General features: G+C 51.2%; 15 protein-coding genes, 4 tRNA genes and 2 other RNA genes. All 21 read left to right on the top strand.

Annotated elements, in window-relative coordinates; genetic code table 11:
* The first annotated feature begins 17 nt into the window (after positions 1-17).
* The 21 genes from sucC to pnuC all read left to right on the top strand — a co-directional run bounded on the left by sucC (position 18) and on the right by pnuC (position 14,748).
* On the top strand, positions 18-1,184 hold the full coding sequence (gene sucC, locus ACZRKO_RS10665) for an ADP-forming succinate--CoA ligase subunit beta (protein WP_140470469.1): 1,167 nt from the start codon (positions 18-20) through the stop codon (positions 1,182-1,184).
* Positions 1,184-2,056 (top strand): succinate--CoA ligase subunit alpha, encoded by an 873-nt coding sequence (gene sucD / locus ACZRKO_RS10660; protein ID WP_463737155.1) that lies wholly within the window; start codon positions 1,184-1,186, stop codon positions 2,054-2,056. Before sucC ends, sucD begins: the two co-directional genes overlap by 1 nt.
* A gap of 710 nt (positions 2,057-2,766) precedes the next feature.
* Positions 2,767-4,335: a cytochrome ubiquinol oxidase subunit I gene (gene cydA / locus ACZRKO_RS10655; protein WP_463737154.1), complete on the top strand. Its 1,569-nt coding sequence runs from the start codon at positions 2,767-2,769 to the stop codon at positions 4,333-4,335.
* Positions 4,336-4,349: 14 nt separating this feature from the next.
* On the top strand, positions 4,350-5,489 hold the full coding sequence (gene cydB, locus ACZRKO_RS10650; RefSeq protein WP_463737153.1) for a cytochrome d ubiquinol oxidase subunit II: 1,140 nt from the start codon (positions 4,350-4,352) through the stop codon (positions 5,487-5,489).
* Positions 5,490-5,516: 27 nt separating this feature from the next.
* Positions 5,517-5,636: a cytochrome bd-I oxidase subunit CydX gene (gene cydX, locus ACZRKO_RS10645; protein WP_463737152.1), complete on the top strand. Its 120-nt coding sequence runs from the start codon at positions 5,517-5,519 to the stop codon at positions 5,634-5,636.
* Positions 5,636-5,929: a cyd operon protein YbgE gene (gene ybgE / locus ACZRKO_RS10640; RefSeq protein ID WP_463737151.1), complete on the top strand. Its 294-nt coding sequence runs from the start codon at positions 5,636-5,638 to the stop codon at positions 5,927-5,929. Before cydX ends, ybgE begins: the two co-directional genes overlap by 1 nt.
* 150 nt (positions 5,930-6,079) lie before the next feature.
* The gene (gene ybgC, locus ACZRKO_RS10635) at positions 6,080-6,484 is read left to right on the top strand and encodes a tol-pal system-associated acyl-CoA thioesterase (RefSeq protein WP_463737150.1); all 405 of its coding nucleotides are present in this window, start codon (positions 6,080-6,082) and stop codon (positions 6,482-6,484) included.
* Positions 6,481-7,170 carry a Tol-Pal system protein TolQ gene (gene tolQ / locus ACZRKO_RS10630; RefSeq protein ID WP_463737149.1) on the top strand — a complete coding sequence of 230 codons (690 nt, stop codon included), beginning with the start codon at positions 6,481-6,483 and terminating at the stop codon, positions 7,168-7,170. Before ybgC ends, tolQ begins: the two co-directional genes overlap by 4 nt.
* An 11-nt stretch (positions 7,171-7,181) precedes the next feature.
* The gene (tolR, locus tag ACZRKO_RS10625; protein ID WP_140470461.1) at positions 7,182-7,613 is read left to right on the top strand and encodes a colicin uptake protein TolR; all 432 of its coding nucleotides are present in this window, start codon (positions 7,182-7,184) and stop codon (positions 7,611-7,613) included.
* Between the two features lie 128 nt (positions 7,614-7,741).
* Complete coding sequence (gene tolA / locus ACZRKO_RS10620) at positions 7,742-8,983, top strand: cell envelope integrity protein TolA (RefSeq protein WP_463737148.1); 1,242 nt, start codon at positions 7,742-7,744, stop codon at positions 8,981-8,983.
* A 132-nt stretch (positions 8,984-9,115) separates the two neighbouring features.
* Positions 9,116-10,408 carry a Tol-Pal system beta propeller repeat protein TolB gene (gene tolB / locus ACZRKO_RS10615; RefSeq protein WP_463737147.1) on the top strand — a complete coding sequence of 431 codons (1,293 nt, stop codon included), beginning with the start codon at positions 9,116-9,118 and terminating at the stop codon, positions 10,406-10,408.
* Positions 10,409-10,452: 44 nt separating this feature from the next.
* Positions 10,453-10,962, top strand: a complete 510-nt coding sequence (pal, locus tag ACZRKO_RS10610) for a peptidoglycan-associated lipoprotein Pal (protein ID WP_463737146.1) — start codon at positions 10,453-10,455, stop codon at positions 10,960-10,962.
* A gap of 9 nt (positions 10,963-10,971) precedes the next feature.
* Positions 10,972-11,769 (top strand): cell division protein CpoB, encoded by a 798-nt coding sequence (gene cpoB / locus ACZRKO_RS10605; RefSeq protein WP_463737145.1) that lies wholly within the window; start codon positions 10,972-10,974, stop codon positions 11,767-11,769.
* 181 nt (positions 11,770-11,950) lie between these two features.
* A tRNA-Lys gene (locus ACZRKO_RS10600) sits at positions 11,951-12,026 on the top strand.
* Positions 12,027-12,075: 49 nt separating this feature from the next.
* Positions 12,076-12,151, top strand: a tRNA-Lys gene (locus tag ACZRKO_RS10595).
* A 44-nt stretch (positions 12,152-12,195) separates the two neighbouring features.
* Positions 12,196-12,271, top strand: a tRNA-Lys gene (locus ACZRKO_RS10590).
* A 13-nt stretch (positions 12,272-12,284) separates the two neighbouring features.
* A non-coding RNA gene (locus ACZRKO_RS10585) (RtT sRNA) lies at positions 12,285-12,406 on the top strand.
* A 57-nt stretch (positions 12,407-12,463) separates the two neighbouring features.
* Positions 12,464-12,539 (top strand) — tRNA-Lys (locus ACZRKO_RS10580).
* Between the two features lie 13 nt (positions 12,540-12,552).
* Positions 12,553-12,669, top strand: a non-coding RNA gene (locus ACZRKO_RS10575) — RtT sRNA.
* A 244-nt stretch (positions 12,670-12,913) separates the two neighbouring features.
* Positions 12,914-13,975 carry a quinolinate synthase NadA gene (nadA, locus tag ACZRKO_RS10570; RefSeq protein WP_463737144.1) on the top strand — a complete coding sequence of 354 codons (1,062 nt, stop codon included), beginning with the start codon at positions 12,914-12,916 and terminating at the stop codon, positions 13,973-13,975.
* 50 nt (positions 13,976-14,025) lie between these two features.
* Positions 14,026-14,748: a nicotinamide riboside transporter PnuC gene (gene pnuC, locus ACZRKO_RS10565; RefSeq protein WP_463737143.1), complete on the top strand. Its 723-nt coding sequence runs from the start codon at positions 14,026-14,028 to the stop codon at positions 14,746-14,748.
* The last annotated feature ends 42 nt before the right edge of the window (positions 14,749-14,790 follow it).

The following is a 14,790-nucleotide window of genomic DNA, read 5'->3' as shown; positions in this document are numbered from 1 at the left end:
AGAATGGATAGAACATCATGAATTTACACGAGTATCAGGCGAAACAGCTATTCCTGCGCTACGGCCTGCCAGCGCCAACAGGTTTTGCCTGTTCCACTCCGCGTGAAGCGGAAGAAGCCGCATCGAAAATCGGTGCAGGTCCGTGGGTAGTAAAATGTCAGGTTCATGCCGGTGGCCGCGGTAAAGCGGGCGGCGTGAAAGTGGTTAAAAGCAAAGAAGAGATCCGTGCTTTTGCTGAAAACTGGTTGGGCAAGCGTCTGGTAACTTACCAGACAGATGCGCACGGCCAGCCGGTAAACCAGATCCTGGTTGAAGCAGCGACTGACATTGACAAAGAACTGTATCTCGGCGCTGTGGTTGACCGTAGCTCGCGTCGCGTCGTGTTTATGGCGTCTACTGAAGGCGGCGTGGAAATTGAAACAGTGGCGGAAGAAACCCCGCACCTGATCCACAAAGTGGCACTGGATCCCCTGACGGGGCCTCAGCCTTATCAGGGCCGTGAACTGGCTTTCAAACTAGGTCTGACCGGTAAGCAGGTTCAGCAGTTCACCAAAATCTTCATGGGTCTGGCCGCTATTTTCCTTGAGCGCGACCTGGCGATGATCGAAATTAACCCGTTGGTAGTGACGACAGCCGGTGACCTGATTTGCCTCGATGGCAAACTGGGTGCCGACGGCAACGCCCTGTTCCGTCAGCCAGAACTGCGCGAAATGCGCGACCACAGCCAGGAAGATGCCCGTGAATCTCAGGCGGCACAGTGGGAACTGAACTACGTTGCACTCGATGGCAACATTGGTTGCATGGTGAACGGTGCGGGTCTGGCGATGGGTACCATGGACATCGTTAAACTGCACGGCGGTGAACCGGCTAACTTCCTCGACGTTGGCGGCGGCGCAACCAAAGAACGCGTTACAGAAGCGTTCAAAATCATTCTGTCTGACGAAAAAGTGAAAGCGGTTTTCGTTAACATCTTTGGCGGCATCGTACGCTGCGACCTGATTGCCGACGGTATTATCGGCGCGGTAGCGGAAGTGGGCGTCAACGTACCAGTAGTGGTGCGTCTTGAAGGTAACAATGCCGAGCTGGGTGCCAAAAAACTGGCAGACAGTGGTTTGAATATCATTGCAGCGACCAGCCTGACCAATGCGGCTCAACAAGTCGTCGCGGCAGTGGAGGGGAAATAATGTCGATTTTAATCAACAAAAACACCAAAGTGATTTGCCAGGGTTTTACCGGCAGCCAGGGTACTTTCCACTCTGAACAAGCGATCGCCTACGGCACGCAAATGGTTGGCGGCGTTACGCCGGGCAAAGGCGGCACTCAGCATCTCGGCCTGCCTGTGTTCAACACCGTGCGTGAAGCGGTTGAAACCACCGGCGCAACGGCATCCGTGATTTATGTTCCAGCTCCTTTCTGTAAAGATTCGATCCTGGAAGCTATTGATGCTGGCATTAAGCTGATTATTTGCATCACAGAAGGTATCCCAACGCTGGATATGCTGATCGTGAAAGCCAAGCTTGAGCAAACTGACGTGGTGATGATCGGGCCAAACTGCCCGGGCGTTATCACCCCAGGCGAATGCAAAATCGGCATTATGCCAGGCCACATTCACAAGCCGGGCAAAGTGGGCATCGTTTCCCGCTCTGGTACCCTGACGTATGAAGCCGTTAAGCAGACGACAGACAACGGTTTCGGTCAGTCAAGCTGCGTCGGTATCGGCGGTGACCCAATCCCAGGCTCTAACTTCATCGATATCCTAAAGCTGTTCCAGGAAGACCCACAGACTGAAGTTATCGTGATGATTGGTGAGATCGGCGGTAATGCGGAAGAAGAAGCGGCGGCCTACATTAAAGCCCACGTGACGAAGCCGGTTGTCGGTTACATCGCGGGCGTTACGGCGCCAAAAGGCAAACGTATGGGCCATGCTGGCGCCATCATTGCCGGTGGCAAAGGCACGGCGGATGACAAGTTTGCTGCGCTTGAAGCGGCAGGCGTGAAAACCGTACGCAGCCTGGCTGATATCGGTGATGCTGTAAAAGCCGTTCTGCCACAATAAAATAACAGATCGTTATTTTTGCTTTTAAAGGTCACCTTCGGGTGGCCTTTTTTATTGCTGCTATAATATTTAACATTGCCACCTTTTAATCAAAATTTTTAACAGGCCATAAAGGTCACAAAGGAAATGGAAAGTTAATAATTAGATTTGCCACGTATCGATGGTGATATTAAATTCACTTTAAAGTCACAATAAATTAACATCGAGCACTTCAATAAAACCGTTTTAAACCAATAATTAACATTGTTTCGGATTTTTTTTAGAAAGCGTAAGAACAAGATAGAAATAAAGAGTGATATAGGCTTAAATTGCGGCAGATCAATTTCAGGGCATGATCATGATCTGGCTGCTAATTGACCTGTAGGTGGAAATCGGATTTCGGTCACGTAAAAACCTATTTATTGTGTGGGATTAGTGGCGTAACATTATGAACCTGTAACATGAGTATCCAAGAACAGGTCTAAGATTGTTAACTTTTCCCGGTCCTCACTACCGTTCGCTGCGGGTTGTCTTGCCGTTTTTCTGCGTCCGCGCGAAGTGAGGTTGGGTGTCAGGCGCATCATCTATTATTCATTGATAGAGGAATGCGTTTTAAGACAGGTTTTATTTGTTTAGCAGGTTTTTGAAAGTGGAAGTCATGAGGCGTTCCGGCAACCGGTTCGTCAGAGAGTCGCAAGTTGGAGTCTTCCTCCGAGGAGCAAGGGGTCAAGATGTTTGATATCGTTGAACTGTCGCGTTTACAGTTTGCTTTAACGGCCATGTACCATTTCCTGTTTGTCCCATTAACGCTTGGTATGGCGTTTCTGTTGGCAATTATGGAAACCGTTTATGTGCTTACCGGCAAACAAATCTATAAAGATATGACCAAATTCTGGGGCAAGTTATTTGCAGTTAACTTTGCTCTGGGTGTGGCCACAGGTTTGACCATGGAATTCCAATTCGGGACTAACTGGTCATATTTCTCACATTACGTCGGTGATATCTTTGGGGCCCCTCTGGCCATCGAAGGTTTGATGGCGTTCTTCCTGGAATCCACCTTAGTCGGCTTATTCTTCTTTGGTTGGGATCGTTTAACGAAAGTTCAGCACATGACGGTGACCTGGTTTGTTGCCCTGGGTTCTAATTTATCTGCACTTTGGATCCTGGTCGCCAACGGCTGGATGCAAAACCCGATTGCCTCGGACTTCAACTATGAAACCATGCGTATGGAAATGGTCAGCTTCTCCGAGCTGGTCCTTAACCCGGTTGCGCAGGTTAAATTCGTTCACACTGTGGCGGCAGGTTATGTCACTGGCGCGATGTTTATTCTGGCGATCAGCTCTTACTACCTACTGAAAGGGCGCGATGTTGGCTTTGCCAAACGTTCATTCGCCATTGCTGCAAGTTTCGGTCTGGCCGCTGTGTTGTCCGTTATCGTGCTGGGTGATGAATCCGGTTATGAAATGGGTGACGTACAGAAAACCAAACTGGCTGCTATTGAAGCTGAGTGGGATACCCAACCTGCACCGGCTAACTTCACGCTGATCGGCCTGCCAAATCAGGACAAAATGGAAAATGAATATTCCATTCAAATCCCATACCTGCTTGGTCTGATTGCTACCCGTTCGGTGGATACGCCAGTTACAGGTCTGAAAGATCTGATGGCGCAGCATGAAGTCCGTATCCGTAACGGTATGAAAGCTTACAACCTGCTGGAAGAGTTACGTTCAGGGAATACTGACCCTGTGGTTCGCAGTGACTTCGAAAAGGCTAAGCAAGATCTCGGCTACGGCATGTTGCTCAAACGCTATACGTCTAACGTCACCGACGCGACCGAAGCGCAAATCCAGCAGGCAACGAAAGATTCTATTCCTCGCGTTCTGCCACTGTACTTCGCCTTCCGTATCATGGTGGCCGCAGGCTTCCTGATGCTGGCGATCATTGGACTGTCATTCTTTGCGGTTCTTCGTGGCAAGATTGGTCAGAAACGCTGGTTACATCGTGCCGCACTCTGGGGACTACCATTGCCGTGGATTGCCATAGAAGCGGGCTGGTTTGTGGCGGAATACGGGCGTCAGCCTTGGGCGATTGGTGAAGTGTTACCGACTGCGGTGGCTAACTCATCACTGACGGCCGCTGACGTTCTGATGTCGATGGGGTTGATTTGCGGTCTGTACACCCTGTTCCTGGTCGCTGAAATGTTCCTGATGTTCAAGTTTGCCCGTCTGGGGCCAAGCAGCCTGAAAACTGGCCGCTATCACTTTGAACAACCTTCAGCGCCGCTTGAGCAAGCTCGGTAATAGGGAGTCCACATATGTTTGATTATGAAGTTTTACGGTTCATCTGGTGGGTATTGATCGGCGTCCTGTTTATCGGGTTCGCCGTCACCGATGGATTTGATATGGGCGTGGGTATCTTGCTGCGGATCATCGGTAAATCCGATACTGACCGCCGCGTGATGATCAACTCCATCGCCCCGCACTGGGACGGTAATCAGGTTTGGCTTATCACCGCAGGTGGCGCGCTGTTTGCCGCCTGGCCGATGGTCTATGCCGCTGCCTTCTCAGGCTTCTACGGCGCGATGATCCTGGTGCTGTGCGCCTTGTTCTTCCGTCCGTTAGGCTTTGACTACCGCTCAAAATTGGAAAGTCCACGCTGGCGTGGCATGTGGGACTGGGGCATCTTCATCGGTAGCTTCGTGCCTGCACTGGTGTTCGGTGTGGCGTTCGGTAACCTGCTGTTAGGCGTACCTTTCCACATCGATGAATACCTGCGCTTGTACTACACCGGCAGCCTGTTCCAGTTGCTCAATCCGTTTGGCCTGTTGGCCGGGATTGTCAGCCTGACCATGCTCATTACGCAGGGTGCAACTTACCTGCAAATGCGTACTACCGGTGAACTGCACCTGCGCAGCCGCGCTGCCTCGCAGATTTCTGCACTGGTGATGATGGTCTGCTTCCTGATTGCCGGCGTCTGGCTGGTCAAAGGGATCGATGGCTTCGTGGTGACCTCTGCTCTGGATACTGCAGGACAGTCTAACCCGCTGCGCAAAACGGTAGCGCATCAGGCTGGCGCGTGGTTGCTGAACTACAACAAAATGCCAGGCCTTTGGGCTGTTCCGGCATTGGGTGTGATTCTGCCGCTGCTGACTATCCTGTTCTCACGCATCAATAAAGGTGCACTGGCGTTTGTGTCATCTTCACTGACTATCGCCTGTGTGATCCTCACGGCCGGTATCACAATGTTCCCGTTCGTCATGCCATCAAGCACTACGCCTGATGTCAGCCTGACGATGTGGGACGCCACCTCCAGCCTGCTGACGTTGAAAGTGATGACCGTCGTGGCCTGTATCTTCGTGCCGATTATCCTGATCTACACCAGTTGGGCGTATTACAAGATGTTTGGTCGTCTCGACAAAACTTACATCGAAAACAACAAACACTCTTTGTACTAATCGTTCATCTGAACGGGAGATAACACTATGTGGTATTTTGCCTGGATACTTGGAACGTTGCTGGCTTGCTCGTTCGGCATCATCACGGCGCTGGCGTTCGAGAACGTTGAAGCGAACAAAGCTGCCGCAGAGAAAGATGGGCAATAATGAGTCTGCTTGCGGATAAATTATATGCCGTCACTGACAAGGGTCCCTTGCGGGCCCTTTCACTGGCAATGGCACTGGTACTGGCAGGTTGTGTATTCTGGCAACCTGCTCAGTTTGCGTCGTCAACCAGCAAGCTGGAAGTCTGGCATGGGATTATTCTGATTTGGGCCGTGTGCACCGGACTGATCCATGGTTTTGGATTTCGTCCTCACCGGTCTGTATGGAAAGCGTTATTTTCTCCCTTACCGGCGATGATTATCCTGCTCGCAGGCCTTCTTTACTTTTTTAGCTAGTTTGTTTATCTAATATTGATAGATATTTACACGACTTTTCCTATGGGCCATTCAGGCCCATAATTATTTGCATTCTCGTCTTGCAACCCATTCCCAACCAGAAAGCTCTTGCGTATAGTAGGCCCGTCAAATTGCATTACGGGATGTAGAGTGAGTAATTCGTTGTTCCGATGGCCGGTTCGTGTCTACTACGAGGACACAGACGCGGGAGGGGTGGTCTACCACGCCCGATACGTCGCCTTTTTTGAAAGGGCTCGCACAGAGATGTTGCGCCAACGCAATTTTCACCAGCAGCAGTTGCTGGCTGAACACGTCGCTTTTGCTGTCCGCCGCATGACGGTCGAATATTTGGCTCCGGCTCGTCTTGATGACCTGCTTGATGTCCAAAGTGAGATAACGTCTATCCGGGGGGCTTCTCTTACCTTTGCACAACGAATTCTTGATGCGAGTGGCAACGTTCTCTGTACTGCAGAGGTGTTAATTGCTTGTATCGATCCAAACCAAATGAAGCCTAAAGCGCTTCCTAAGTCTATTGTCGCGGAGTTTAAGCAGTGACTGACATGAACATGCTTGATTTGTTTTTAAAGGCCAGCATTCTGGTTAAGCTGATTATGCTTATTCTGGTGTGCTTCTCTGTCGCGTCTTGGGCGATCATCATTCAACGTACAAAAGTACTGAATGCCGCCACCCGTGAGGCAGAAGCCTTTGAAGATAAATTCTGGTCAGGTATTGAGCTTTCACGCCTCTACCAGGAAAGCCAGGGCCGCCGTGAAAACCTCACTGGCGCCGAACAGATCTTCCATTCAGGTTTCAAAGAGTTCGCTCGTTTGCACCGTGCAAACAGCCACGCGCCAGAGTCGGTTATTGAAGGCTCTTCCCGTGCAATGCGTATCTCTTTCAACCGTGAAATGGAATCTCTTGAAATGCACATTCCCTTCCTTGGTACCGTCGGTTCCATCAGCCCGTACATCGGTCTGTTTGGTACGGTCTGGGGGATCATGCACGCCTTCATCGGTTTGGGTTCTGTGAAACAGGCCACCTTACAGATGGTTGCACCCGGTATTGCCGAGGCATTGATTGCCACAGCAATCGGCCTTTTCGCCGCGATCCCTGCGGTTATGGCCTACAACCGTCTGAACCAGCGTGTGAACAAACTCGAACAAAATTACGATAACTTCATGGAAGAATTCACGGCTATCCTACACCGTCAGGCTTTCTCTCGCGAAAGCAGCAGTAACTAAAGGGGGATAGCATGGCTCGAGTTCGAGGTCGTCGTAACCGTCGCGAAGGTAAGTCGGAGATCAACATCGTTCCGTTGCTTGACGTGCTGTTGGTTCTGCTGCTGATTTTTATGGCGACAGCGCCGATCATTACGCAAAGCGTGGAAGTTGATCTTCCGGATGCGACAGACTCAAAAACAGTGTCCAGCGATGATAATCCGCCAGTCATTGTGGAAGTTTCCGGCGTAGGTCAATACACCATCGTGGTGGATCATCAGCGTATGGAACAGTTACCGGAACAGCAGGTTGTGGCGGAAGCCGCTAACCGTATCAAAGCGAATCCGAAGACAGTGTTCCTGATCGGCGGCGCAAAAGATGTGCCTTATGATGAAATCATCAAAGCACTGAATATGCTGCATCAGGCAGGTGTGAAATCTGTCGGCCTGATGACACAACCTATCTGACGATAGGCATTTGTAACACTTATTGGAAACCCGGCTTCTTCCTGGCCTGATAAAACGGTTATCTGCGTAGCGATAACCGGCTCTGAAGAAACTCGGGTTTTTGGCAATCCTGTGTTGGGAAATCTATTTTGGTAAAGGCAACTGCAACTGAACAAAACGCTAAGCTCAAACGCGCCGTTATTGTTTCGGTCGTTCTGCACGTCATCATTATAGCCCTGTTGATCTGGGGATCGCTGTCCGAAGACACCAGCATGAGTGGCGGTGGCGGCGGAAGTGATATCTCTGCTGTGATGGTAGATCCGAGTGCGGTGGTCGATCAGTACAACCGGCAACAGCAGCAATCGGCTGATGCTCAACGTGCCGCCCAATCGCGCCAGAAAAAGTCGGAACAGCAGGCTGAAGAACTTCAGCAGAAGCAGGCAGCAGAGCAGCAACGACTGAAAGAATTAGAGAAAGAGCGTTTGCAGGCGCAGGATGACGCCAAGCAGGCTCAGGAAGAAGCCAAGCAACAAAAACAAGTCGCCGATCAGCAAAAACAGGCGCAGGAACAACAGAAGCAAGCAGAAGACGCGGCAGCGAAAGCTAAAGCAGAGGCTGCGAAAGCTCAAGCTGATGCTGCTGCCAAGGCGAAAGCCGAAGCAGATAAAGCGGCGAAAACCGCCGCGGATGCTCAGAAAAAGGCTGCGACCGAAGCTAAGAAACAGGCTGAGGCCGAAGCTGCGGCTGCAGCCACGGCAGCTAAAAAACAAGCCGAAGCAGACGCGAAGAAAGAAGCGGCTGCTGAAGCGAAGAAACAAGCCGCCGCTGATGCCAAAGAAGCCGCCGCTGCGGCGGCTGCACAGGCTAAGGCTGATGCTGCCGCTGCGGCGGCTGCACAGGCTAAGGCTGATGCTGCCGCTGAGAAGAAAGCTGAAGCTGCCGCCGCTGCCAAAAAAGCTGCTGCGGATAAGAAAGCTGCAGCAGCCGCTGCGGCCAAGCAATCTGAATCGGTCGACGATCTCTTTGGGGGGCTTGCAGATTCTAAAAATGCTCCGAAAGGGGGCTCTGCGGGTGGTGCATCTGCTCCGGCAGGGAAAGGCACTCAGAAGAAAGCGGGCGCATCCGGTGCGGATATTGCTAACTACGGTAGCCAGATTAAGGCAGCCATTGAGAGTAAATTCTATGACGCGTCATCTTATGCAGGCAAAACCTGTACGTTACGCGTTAAAATGGCACCTGATGGTTTACTGATTGATGTGAAGGCGGAAGGCGGTGACCCTGCACTTTGCCAGGCAGCACTGGCTGCGGCAAGACAGGCGAAGTTCCCTAAACCTCCTTCAGAAGCGGTTTACGACGTGTTTAAGAATGCGCCATTAGACTTCAAGCCATAGTTATTGCTGAAAATAGTGAATTTTCAGACTTTTACTATGGTATGTAGGTTGAAATTCTAGTTTTGTGTGCGTTGGTTTGTTAAAATTCTGCTAAATTATCGCGGGCAGATTGGTCCAGATAAGGGAGATACAATGAAGCAGGCATTTCGAGTAGCGTTCGGCCTTTTGATACTGTGGGCATCTGTGTTACACGCAGAAGTTCGCATTGAAATTACCCAAGGGGTGGATTCCGCTCGCCCAATCGCAGTCGTCCCTTTTAAATGGGCTGGCCCAGGTGCTCCACCTGAAGATATTGGCGCCATTGTGGCAGCCGATTTACGTAACAGCGGTAAATTCAATCCGATTGATGCATCCCGTATGCCTCAGCAGCCGTCAAGTGCATCAGAAGTGACGCCTGCGGCCTGGACTGCACTGGGTATTGACGCGGTTGTCGTCGGTCAGGTTCAGCCAAGCGCGGATGGCAAATATTTGGTTTCTTACCAGTTAGTGGATACCGCCGGTTCTCCGGGTACCGTGCTGGCGCAAAACCAATACCAAATTACTAAGCAGTGGTTACGTTACTCCGCCCATACAGCCAGCGATGAAGTATTTGAAAAGCTGACCAGTATTAAAGGCGCGTTCCGTACCCGTATTGCTTATATCGTGCAGACTAACGGCGGCAAATTCCCGTATGAGCTGCGCGTTGCTGACTACGACGGCTACAACCAGTTTGTTGTACACCGTTCGCCTGAACCACTCATGTCTCCGGCATGGTCGCCAGACGGCAGCAAACTGGCTTACGTCACCTTTGAAAGCGGTCGTTCTGCACTGGTCGTTCAAACACTGGCTAATGGCGCGATCAAGCAAATTGCTTCGTTCCCACGTCATAACGGTGCGCCAGCCTTCTCACCAGACGGTAGCAAACTGGCCTTCGCGTTATCTAAAGGCGGCAGTCTGAACGTATATGTAATGAATCTGGGCTCTGGTCAAATCAGCCAGGTTACTGATGGACGTAGCAACAATACCGAACCAACCTGGTTCCCGGACAGCCAGAATCTGGCTTTCACCTCGGATCAGGGCGGTCGTCCTCAGTTGTATAAAGTGAATATTAATGGCGGTGCGCCTCAGCGTCTGACTTGGGAAGGTTCTCAGAATCAGGACTCTGATATAAGCACGGATGGTAAATTCTTGGTTATGGTAAGCACCAATGGTGGTTCCCAGCACATCGCCAAACAAGATCTGGAAACGGGAGCCGTTCAAGTTTTAACGGACACGTTCCTGGATGAGACGCCTAGTATCGCACCGAATGGCACCATGGTAATTTACAGCTCCTCTCAAGGACTGGGATCCGTGTTGCAGTTGGTCTCGACTGATGGGCGTTTCAAAGCGCGTCTTCCGGCAACTGATGGACAGGTAAAATTCCCTGCCTGGTCGCCGTACCTGTGATGCATATGTAACTATGTATGGCAAATTATAAAAGGATCAACGAGATGCAACTGAACAAAGTGCTTAAAGGGCTGCTGCTGGCTGTGCCTGTACTGGCTATCGCCGCGTGTAGTTCTCACAAAAGCGCAGACAATGGCCAATCTGGTATGGGCGCTGGCGCTAGCACTGGTGCAGAAAGCGGCAACATGTCTTCTGAAGAGCAAGCACGTCTGCAGATGCAAGAACTGCAAAAGAACAATATCGTTTACTTTGGCTTAGACAAGTACGATATCGCTTCTGACTTCGCTCAAATGCTGGACGCGCATGCAGCATTCCTGCGCAGTAACCCTTCATACAAAGTGACTGTTGAAGGTCATGCGGATGAACGTGGTACTCCGGAATACAACATCGCTCTGGGTGAGCGTCGTGCTACTGCAGTTAAAATGTACCTGCAAGGCAAAGGCGTTTCTGCTGACCAAATCTCTATCGTTTCTTACGGTAAAGAAAAACCAGCTGTACTGGGCCATGACGAAGCGGCTTACGCTAAAAACCGTCGTGCCGTACTGGTATACTAAGAGAGTCGCATGAGCAGTAACTTCAGAACTCACTTGTTGAGTCTGTCGTTACTGGTTGGCGTAGCGGTCCCATGGGCCGCTACTGCCCAAGCGCCAATCAGTGATGTCGGCTCAGGCTCGATTGAAGATCGAGTCACCTCTCTGGAGCGTATTTCTAACGCTCACAGCCAGTTATTAACTCAACTTCAGCAACAGCTCTCTGACTCCCAACGCGATATTGACTCTCTTCGAGGTCAAATTCAGGAAAACCAATATCAGTTAAGTCAGGTCGTTGATCGTCAAAAGCAAATCTATCAGCAGATGGACAGCCTTAGCAGCCAGGGTTCCGCGGGCAATGCGAATGCTGCCGCCTCAGGTGCTGCTGCCGGAGCTGCCGCTGGCGCGGCTACTGATTCATCCACCACAGCGCCTGCGCAGGCTCCTGCCAGCACGGGTGATGAAAACAGTGACTACAATGCTGCAGTTTCACTCGCTCTGGAAAAGAAACAGTATGATCAGGCTATTTCTGCCTTCCAGGCATTTATCAAGCAGTACCCAAAATCCACTTACTTGCCTAATGCCAACTACTGGTTAGGGCAGTTGTATTACAACAAAGGTAAGAAGGATGACGCTGCGTATTTTTATGCGGTTGTCGTGAAAAATTTTCCCAAATCTCCAAAAAGTTCGGACGCGATGTACAAGGTTGGGGTGATCATGCAAGAGAAAGGGCAGGTGGACAAAGCCAAAGCCGTCTATTCGCAGGTCGTAAAACAGTACCCCAATACCGATGCGGCCAAACAAGCTCAAAAACGTTTGTCTTCACAGTAATTCCTGTTCAGGCCCGGAAAACACCGATTTCGTCTGTTTTCTGGGCTTGAATGCGTGAAGAACAAGCAGTCGGATCGTTTTATTCAATTAAACGTTGCACTGAAAAGTTATATAAGTAATATATGCCGCCGTTGCCCAGGCAACTGTAAGACGTTAAAGCAGTGAGAGATTTAGCTTTTGCGGGCCGTTAGCTCAGTTGGTAGAGCAGTTGACTTTTAATCAATTGGTCGCTGGTTCGAATCCAGCACGGCCCACCACTCTTAGGTGGCACGCAAGCAAAGTAGAAAACATTGAGAAGTAGACCGTGGGCCGTTAGCTCAGTTGGTAGAGCAGTTGACTTTTAATCAATTGGTCGCTGGTTCGAATCCAGCACGGCCCACCACTTCTTAAGACTCATTGTTCGTCTGTAGTACCGCACCGTATTGCGGGCCGTTAGCTCAGTTGGTAGAGCAGTTGACTTTTAATCAATTGGTCGCTGGTTCGAATCCAGCACGGCCCACCACTCTTTGAATGGGATTACGGTAAAGCAGTGCAGGGTGAGAATCACGGGTTCGAGCCGAGCGAAGCGAGACGACAACGCGAATGCGTTGCCCGCAGGGTGAGGTCGAAGACCGAATCAATCCAGCACGGCCCACCACTTTTTGAGTGGTTTGTGGACTAAATCAGTCACAGTAGAAATATCGCGACATACCGCGGGCCGTTAGCTCAGTTGGTAGAGCAGTTGACTTTTAATCAATTGGTCGCTGGTTCGAATCCAGCACGGCCCACCACTTTTGAGCGGGACTCGCGGTAAAGCAGTGCAGGATGAGAACCACGGGTTCGAGCGAAGCGAGACGACAACGCAAACGCGTTGCCCGCAGGGTGAGGTCGAAGACCGAATCAATCCAGCACGGCCCACCACTTCTCTATATTGAGAAGCAGACTAAACGCCTCATGGCGTTTTTTTCGTTTATATCTCCTGAAAATCCATTCTACGGCCCTATCTTTTAAGTCCCTTAAACACTTTTCGTCTAAAGACTAAAATTTCAGCGACTTTTTCGTTCATCTGCGCTATTTTGTTTAGCATACAAAACAAACGGACGAATTTTCTCCGTTATGCTTCCTGAGTCCGGGCTGAGCCTCCGGCCACAAGAGATGATGAGCGATGAGCGAGACTTTAGATCTGAATGCAGCCGTGTATCCCTTTCCTCCTAAGCCGATCCCATTGAGCCAGGATGAAAAAGCGTTCTACAAAGCCAAAATCAAAACCCTGCTAAAGCAGCGCAATGCCGTGATGGTGGCGCACTATTACACCGACCCGGAAATTCAGGCGCTGACGGAAGAGACCGGCGGCTGCGTGGCGGACTCTCTGGAGATGGCGCGTTTCGGCAGTCAGCATCCGGCTTCAACACTGCTGGTCGCCGGCGTGCGCTTTATGGGGGAGACGGCCAAAATCCTCAGTCCTGAAAAAACCGTGCTCATGCCTACGCTCAATGCAGAATGCTCATTAGATCTGGGGTGCCCGGAGCAGGCATTCTCTGATTTTTGCGACAGCCATCCGGACCGCACCGTTGTGGTCTACGCTAATACTTCCGCTGCGGTGAAAGCACGCGCAGACTGGGTAGTCACGTCGAGTATTGCCGTCGAACTCATCGAACATCTCGATAGCCTGGGGCAGAAAATTCTCTGGGCACCGGACCGCCATTTAGGGAATTACGTCCGTAAGCAGACCGGCGCGGATATTCTCTGCTGGCAGGGCGCCTGTATCGTGCATGACGAATTTAAAACTCAGGCGCTGGAACGCATGAAAGCATTGTATCCGGATGCCGCCGTGCTGGTGCATCCGGAATCACCGCAGGCCATTGTCGATATGGCCGATGCCGTCGGTTCGACCAGCCAGCTGATTCAGGCGGCGAAAACCCTGCCAAACAGCAAACTGATTGTCGCCACCGATCGCGGTATCTTTTACAAAATGCAGCAGGCTGTACCGGACAAAGAGCTGTTCGAAGCGCCGACCGCGGGCGAGGGTGCCAGCTGCCGTACCTGCGCGCATTGCCCGTGGATGGCAATGAATGGTCTGAAGGCTATCGCTGAAGGCCTGGAGCTGGGTGGCGTTCAGCACGCAATAGAAGTGGATGAAGCGCTGCGAGTCAAATCGCTGATCCCATTGAACCGGATGCTGGAATTTGCCGCACAACTTAAATTGCGCGCGCAGGGTAAGGCGTAAACCGAGGGAGCACTGCTCCTGCCTGAATGATGCAACAGAAGGGAATCGTCATGGATTTTTTCAGTACCAGTAATATCTTGGTCCATATTCCGTTGGGTAAGGGCGGGTATGATCTCTCGTGGATTGAGGCGATTGGCACTCTGTTTGGCCTGTTGTGCATCTGGTACGCCAGCAAAGAGAAGATCATCAACTACCCGTTTGGCCTGATTAACGTCACGCTGTTCGCGATAATTTTCTTCCAGATCCAGCTTTACGCCAGCCTGTTGCTGCAAATATTCTTCTTTGCCGCCAACATTTACGGCTGGTATGCCTGGAGCCGTCAGACGGCAGACAAGCAGGCTGAATTGCAAATCCGCTGGCTGCCGCGTGGCAAGGCACTGGTGTGGGGTGTGGTTTGCGTCGCCGGTATCCTGTTGATGACCTTCAATATCGACCGGGTATTTGCTGCCCTGAGCCAAATTGCAGTGAATCTTATGCAGGCTTTTGGGCTGAATGTGCAGATGCCGGTGCTGCAACCGGACGCGTTCCCATTCTGGGACTCCTCCATGATGGTGCTGTCGATTATTGCGATGCTGCTGATGACCCGCAAATACGTGGAGAACTGGCTGGTGTGGGTGGTCATTGATGTGATCAGCGTGGCGATTTTTGCATATCAGGGTGTTTACGCCATGGCGCTGGAATATGTGTTGCTGACGCTGATTGCCCTGAACGGTTCCTGGCTGTGGATGAAGAGTGCAGCTGAGAACGGCTCTAAGCCTCTTCAGCGCGTTTAAAGCAGTGAGGAATAGGATTTATCGTAGCGCCTCCTTTATGGA

This window comes from Ewingella sp. C233, assembly GCF_055407225.1.
The sequence above is the reverse complement of the archived record's forward strand: the minus strand, read 5'-3'. Positions and strand labels throughout refer to the sequence as shown.

Coding starts and splice junctions, on each gene's coding strand:
- sucC (WP_140470469.1), top strand. CDS start 18: ATGAATTTACACGAGTATCAGGCGAAACAGCTATTCCTGCGCTACGGC.
- sucD (WP_463737155.1), top strand. CDS start 1,184: ATGTCGATTTTAATCAACAAAAACACCAAAGTGATTTGCCAGGGTTTT.
- cydA (WP_463737154.1), top strand. CDS start 2,767: ATGTTTGATATCGTTGAACTGTCGCGTTTACAGTTTGCTTTAACGGCC.
- cydB (WP_463737153.1), top strand. CDS start 4,350: ATGTTTGATTATGAAGTTTTACGGTTCATCTGGTGGGTATTGATCGGC.
- cydX (WP_463737152.1), top strand. CDS start 5,517: ATGTGGTATTTTGCCTGGATACTTGGAACGTTGCTGGCTTGCTCGTTC.
- ybgE (WP_463737151.1), top strand. CDS start 5,636: ATGAGTCTGCTTGCGGATAAATTATATGCCGTCACTGACAAGGGTCCC.
- tolR (WP_140470461.1), top strand. CDS start 7,182: ATGGCTCGAGTTCGAGGTCGTCGTAACCGTCGCGAAGGTAAGTCGGAG.
- tolB (WP_463737147.1), top strand. CDS start 9,116: ATGAAGCAGGCATTTCGAGTAGCGTTCGGCCTTTTGATACTGTGGGCA.
- pal (WP_463737146.1), top strand. CDS start 10,453: ATGCAACTGAACAAAGTGCTTAAAGGGCTGCTGCTGGCTGTGCCTGTA.
- cpoB (WP_463737145.1), top strand. CDS start 10,972: ATGAGCAGTAACTTCAGAACTCACTTGTTGAGTCTGTCGTTACTGGTT.
- nadA (WP_463737144.1), top strand. CDS start 12,914: ATGAGCGAGACTTTAGATCTGAATGCAGCCGTGTATCCCTTTCCTCCT.
- pnuC (WP_463737143.1), top strand. CDS start 14,026: ATGGATTTTTTCAGTACCAGTAATATCTTGGTCCATATTCCGTTGGGT.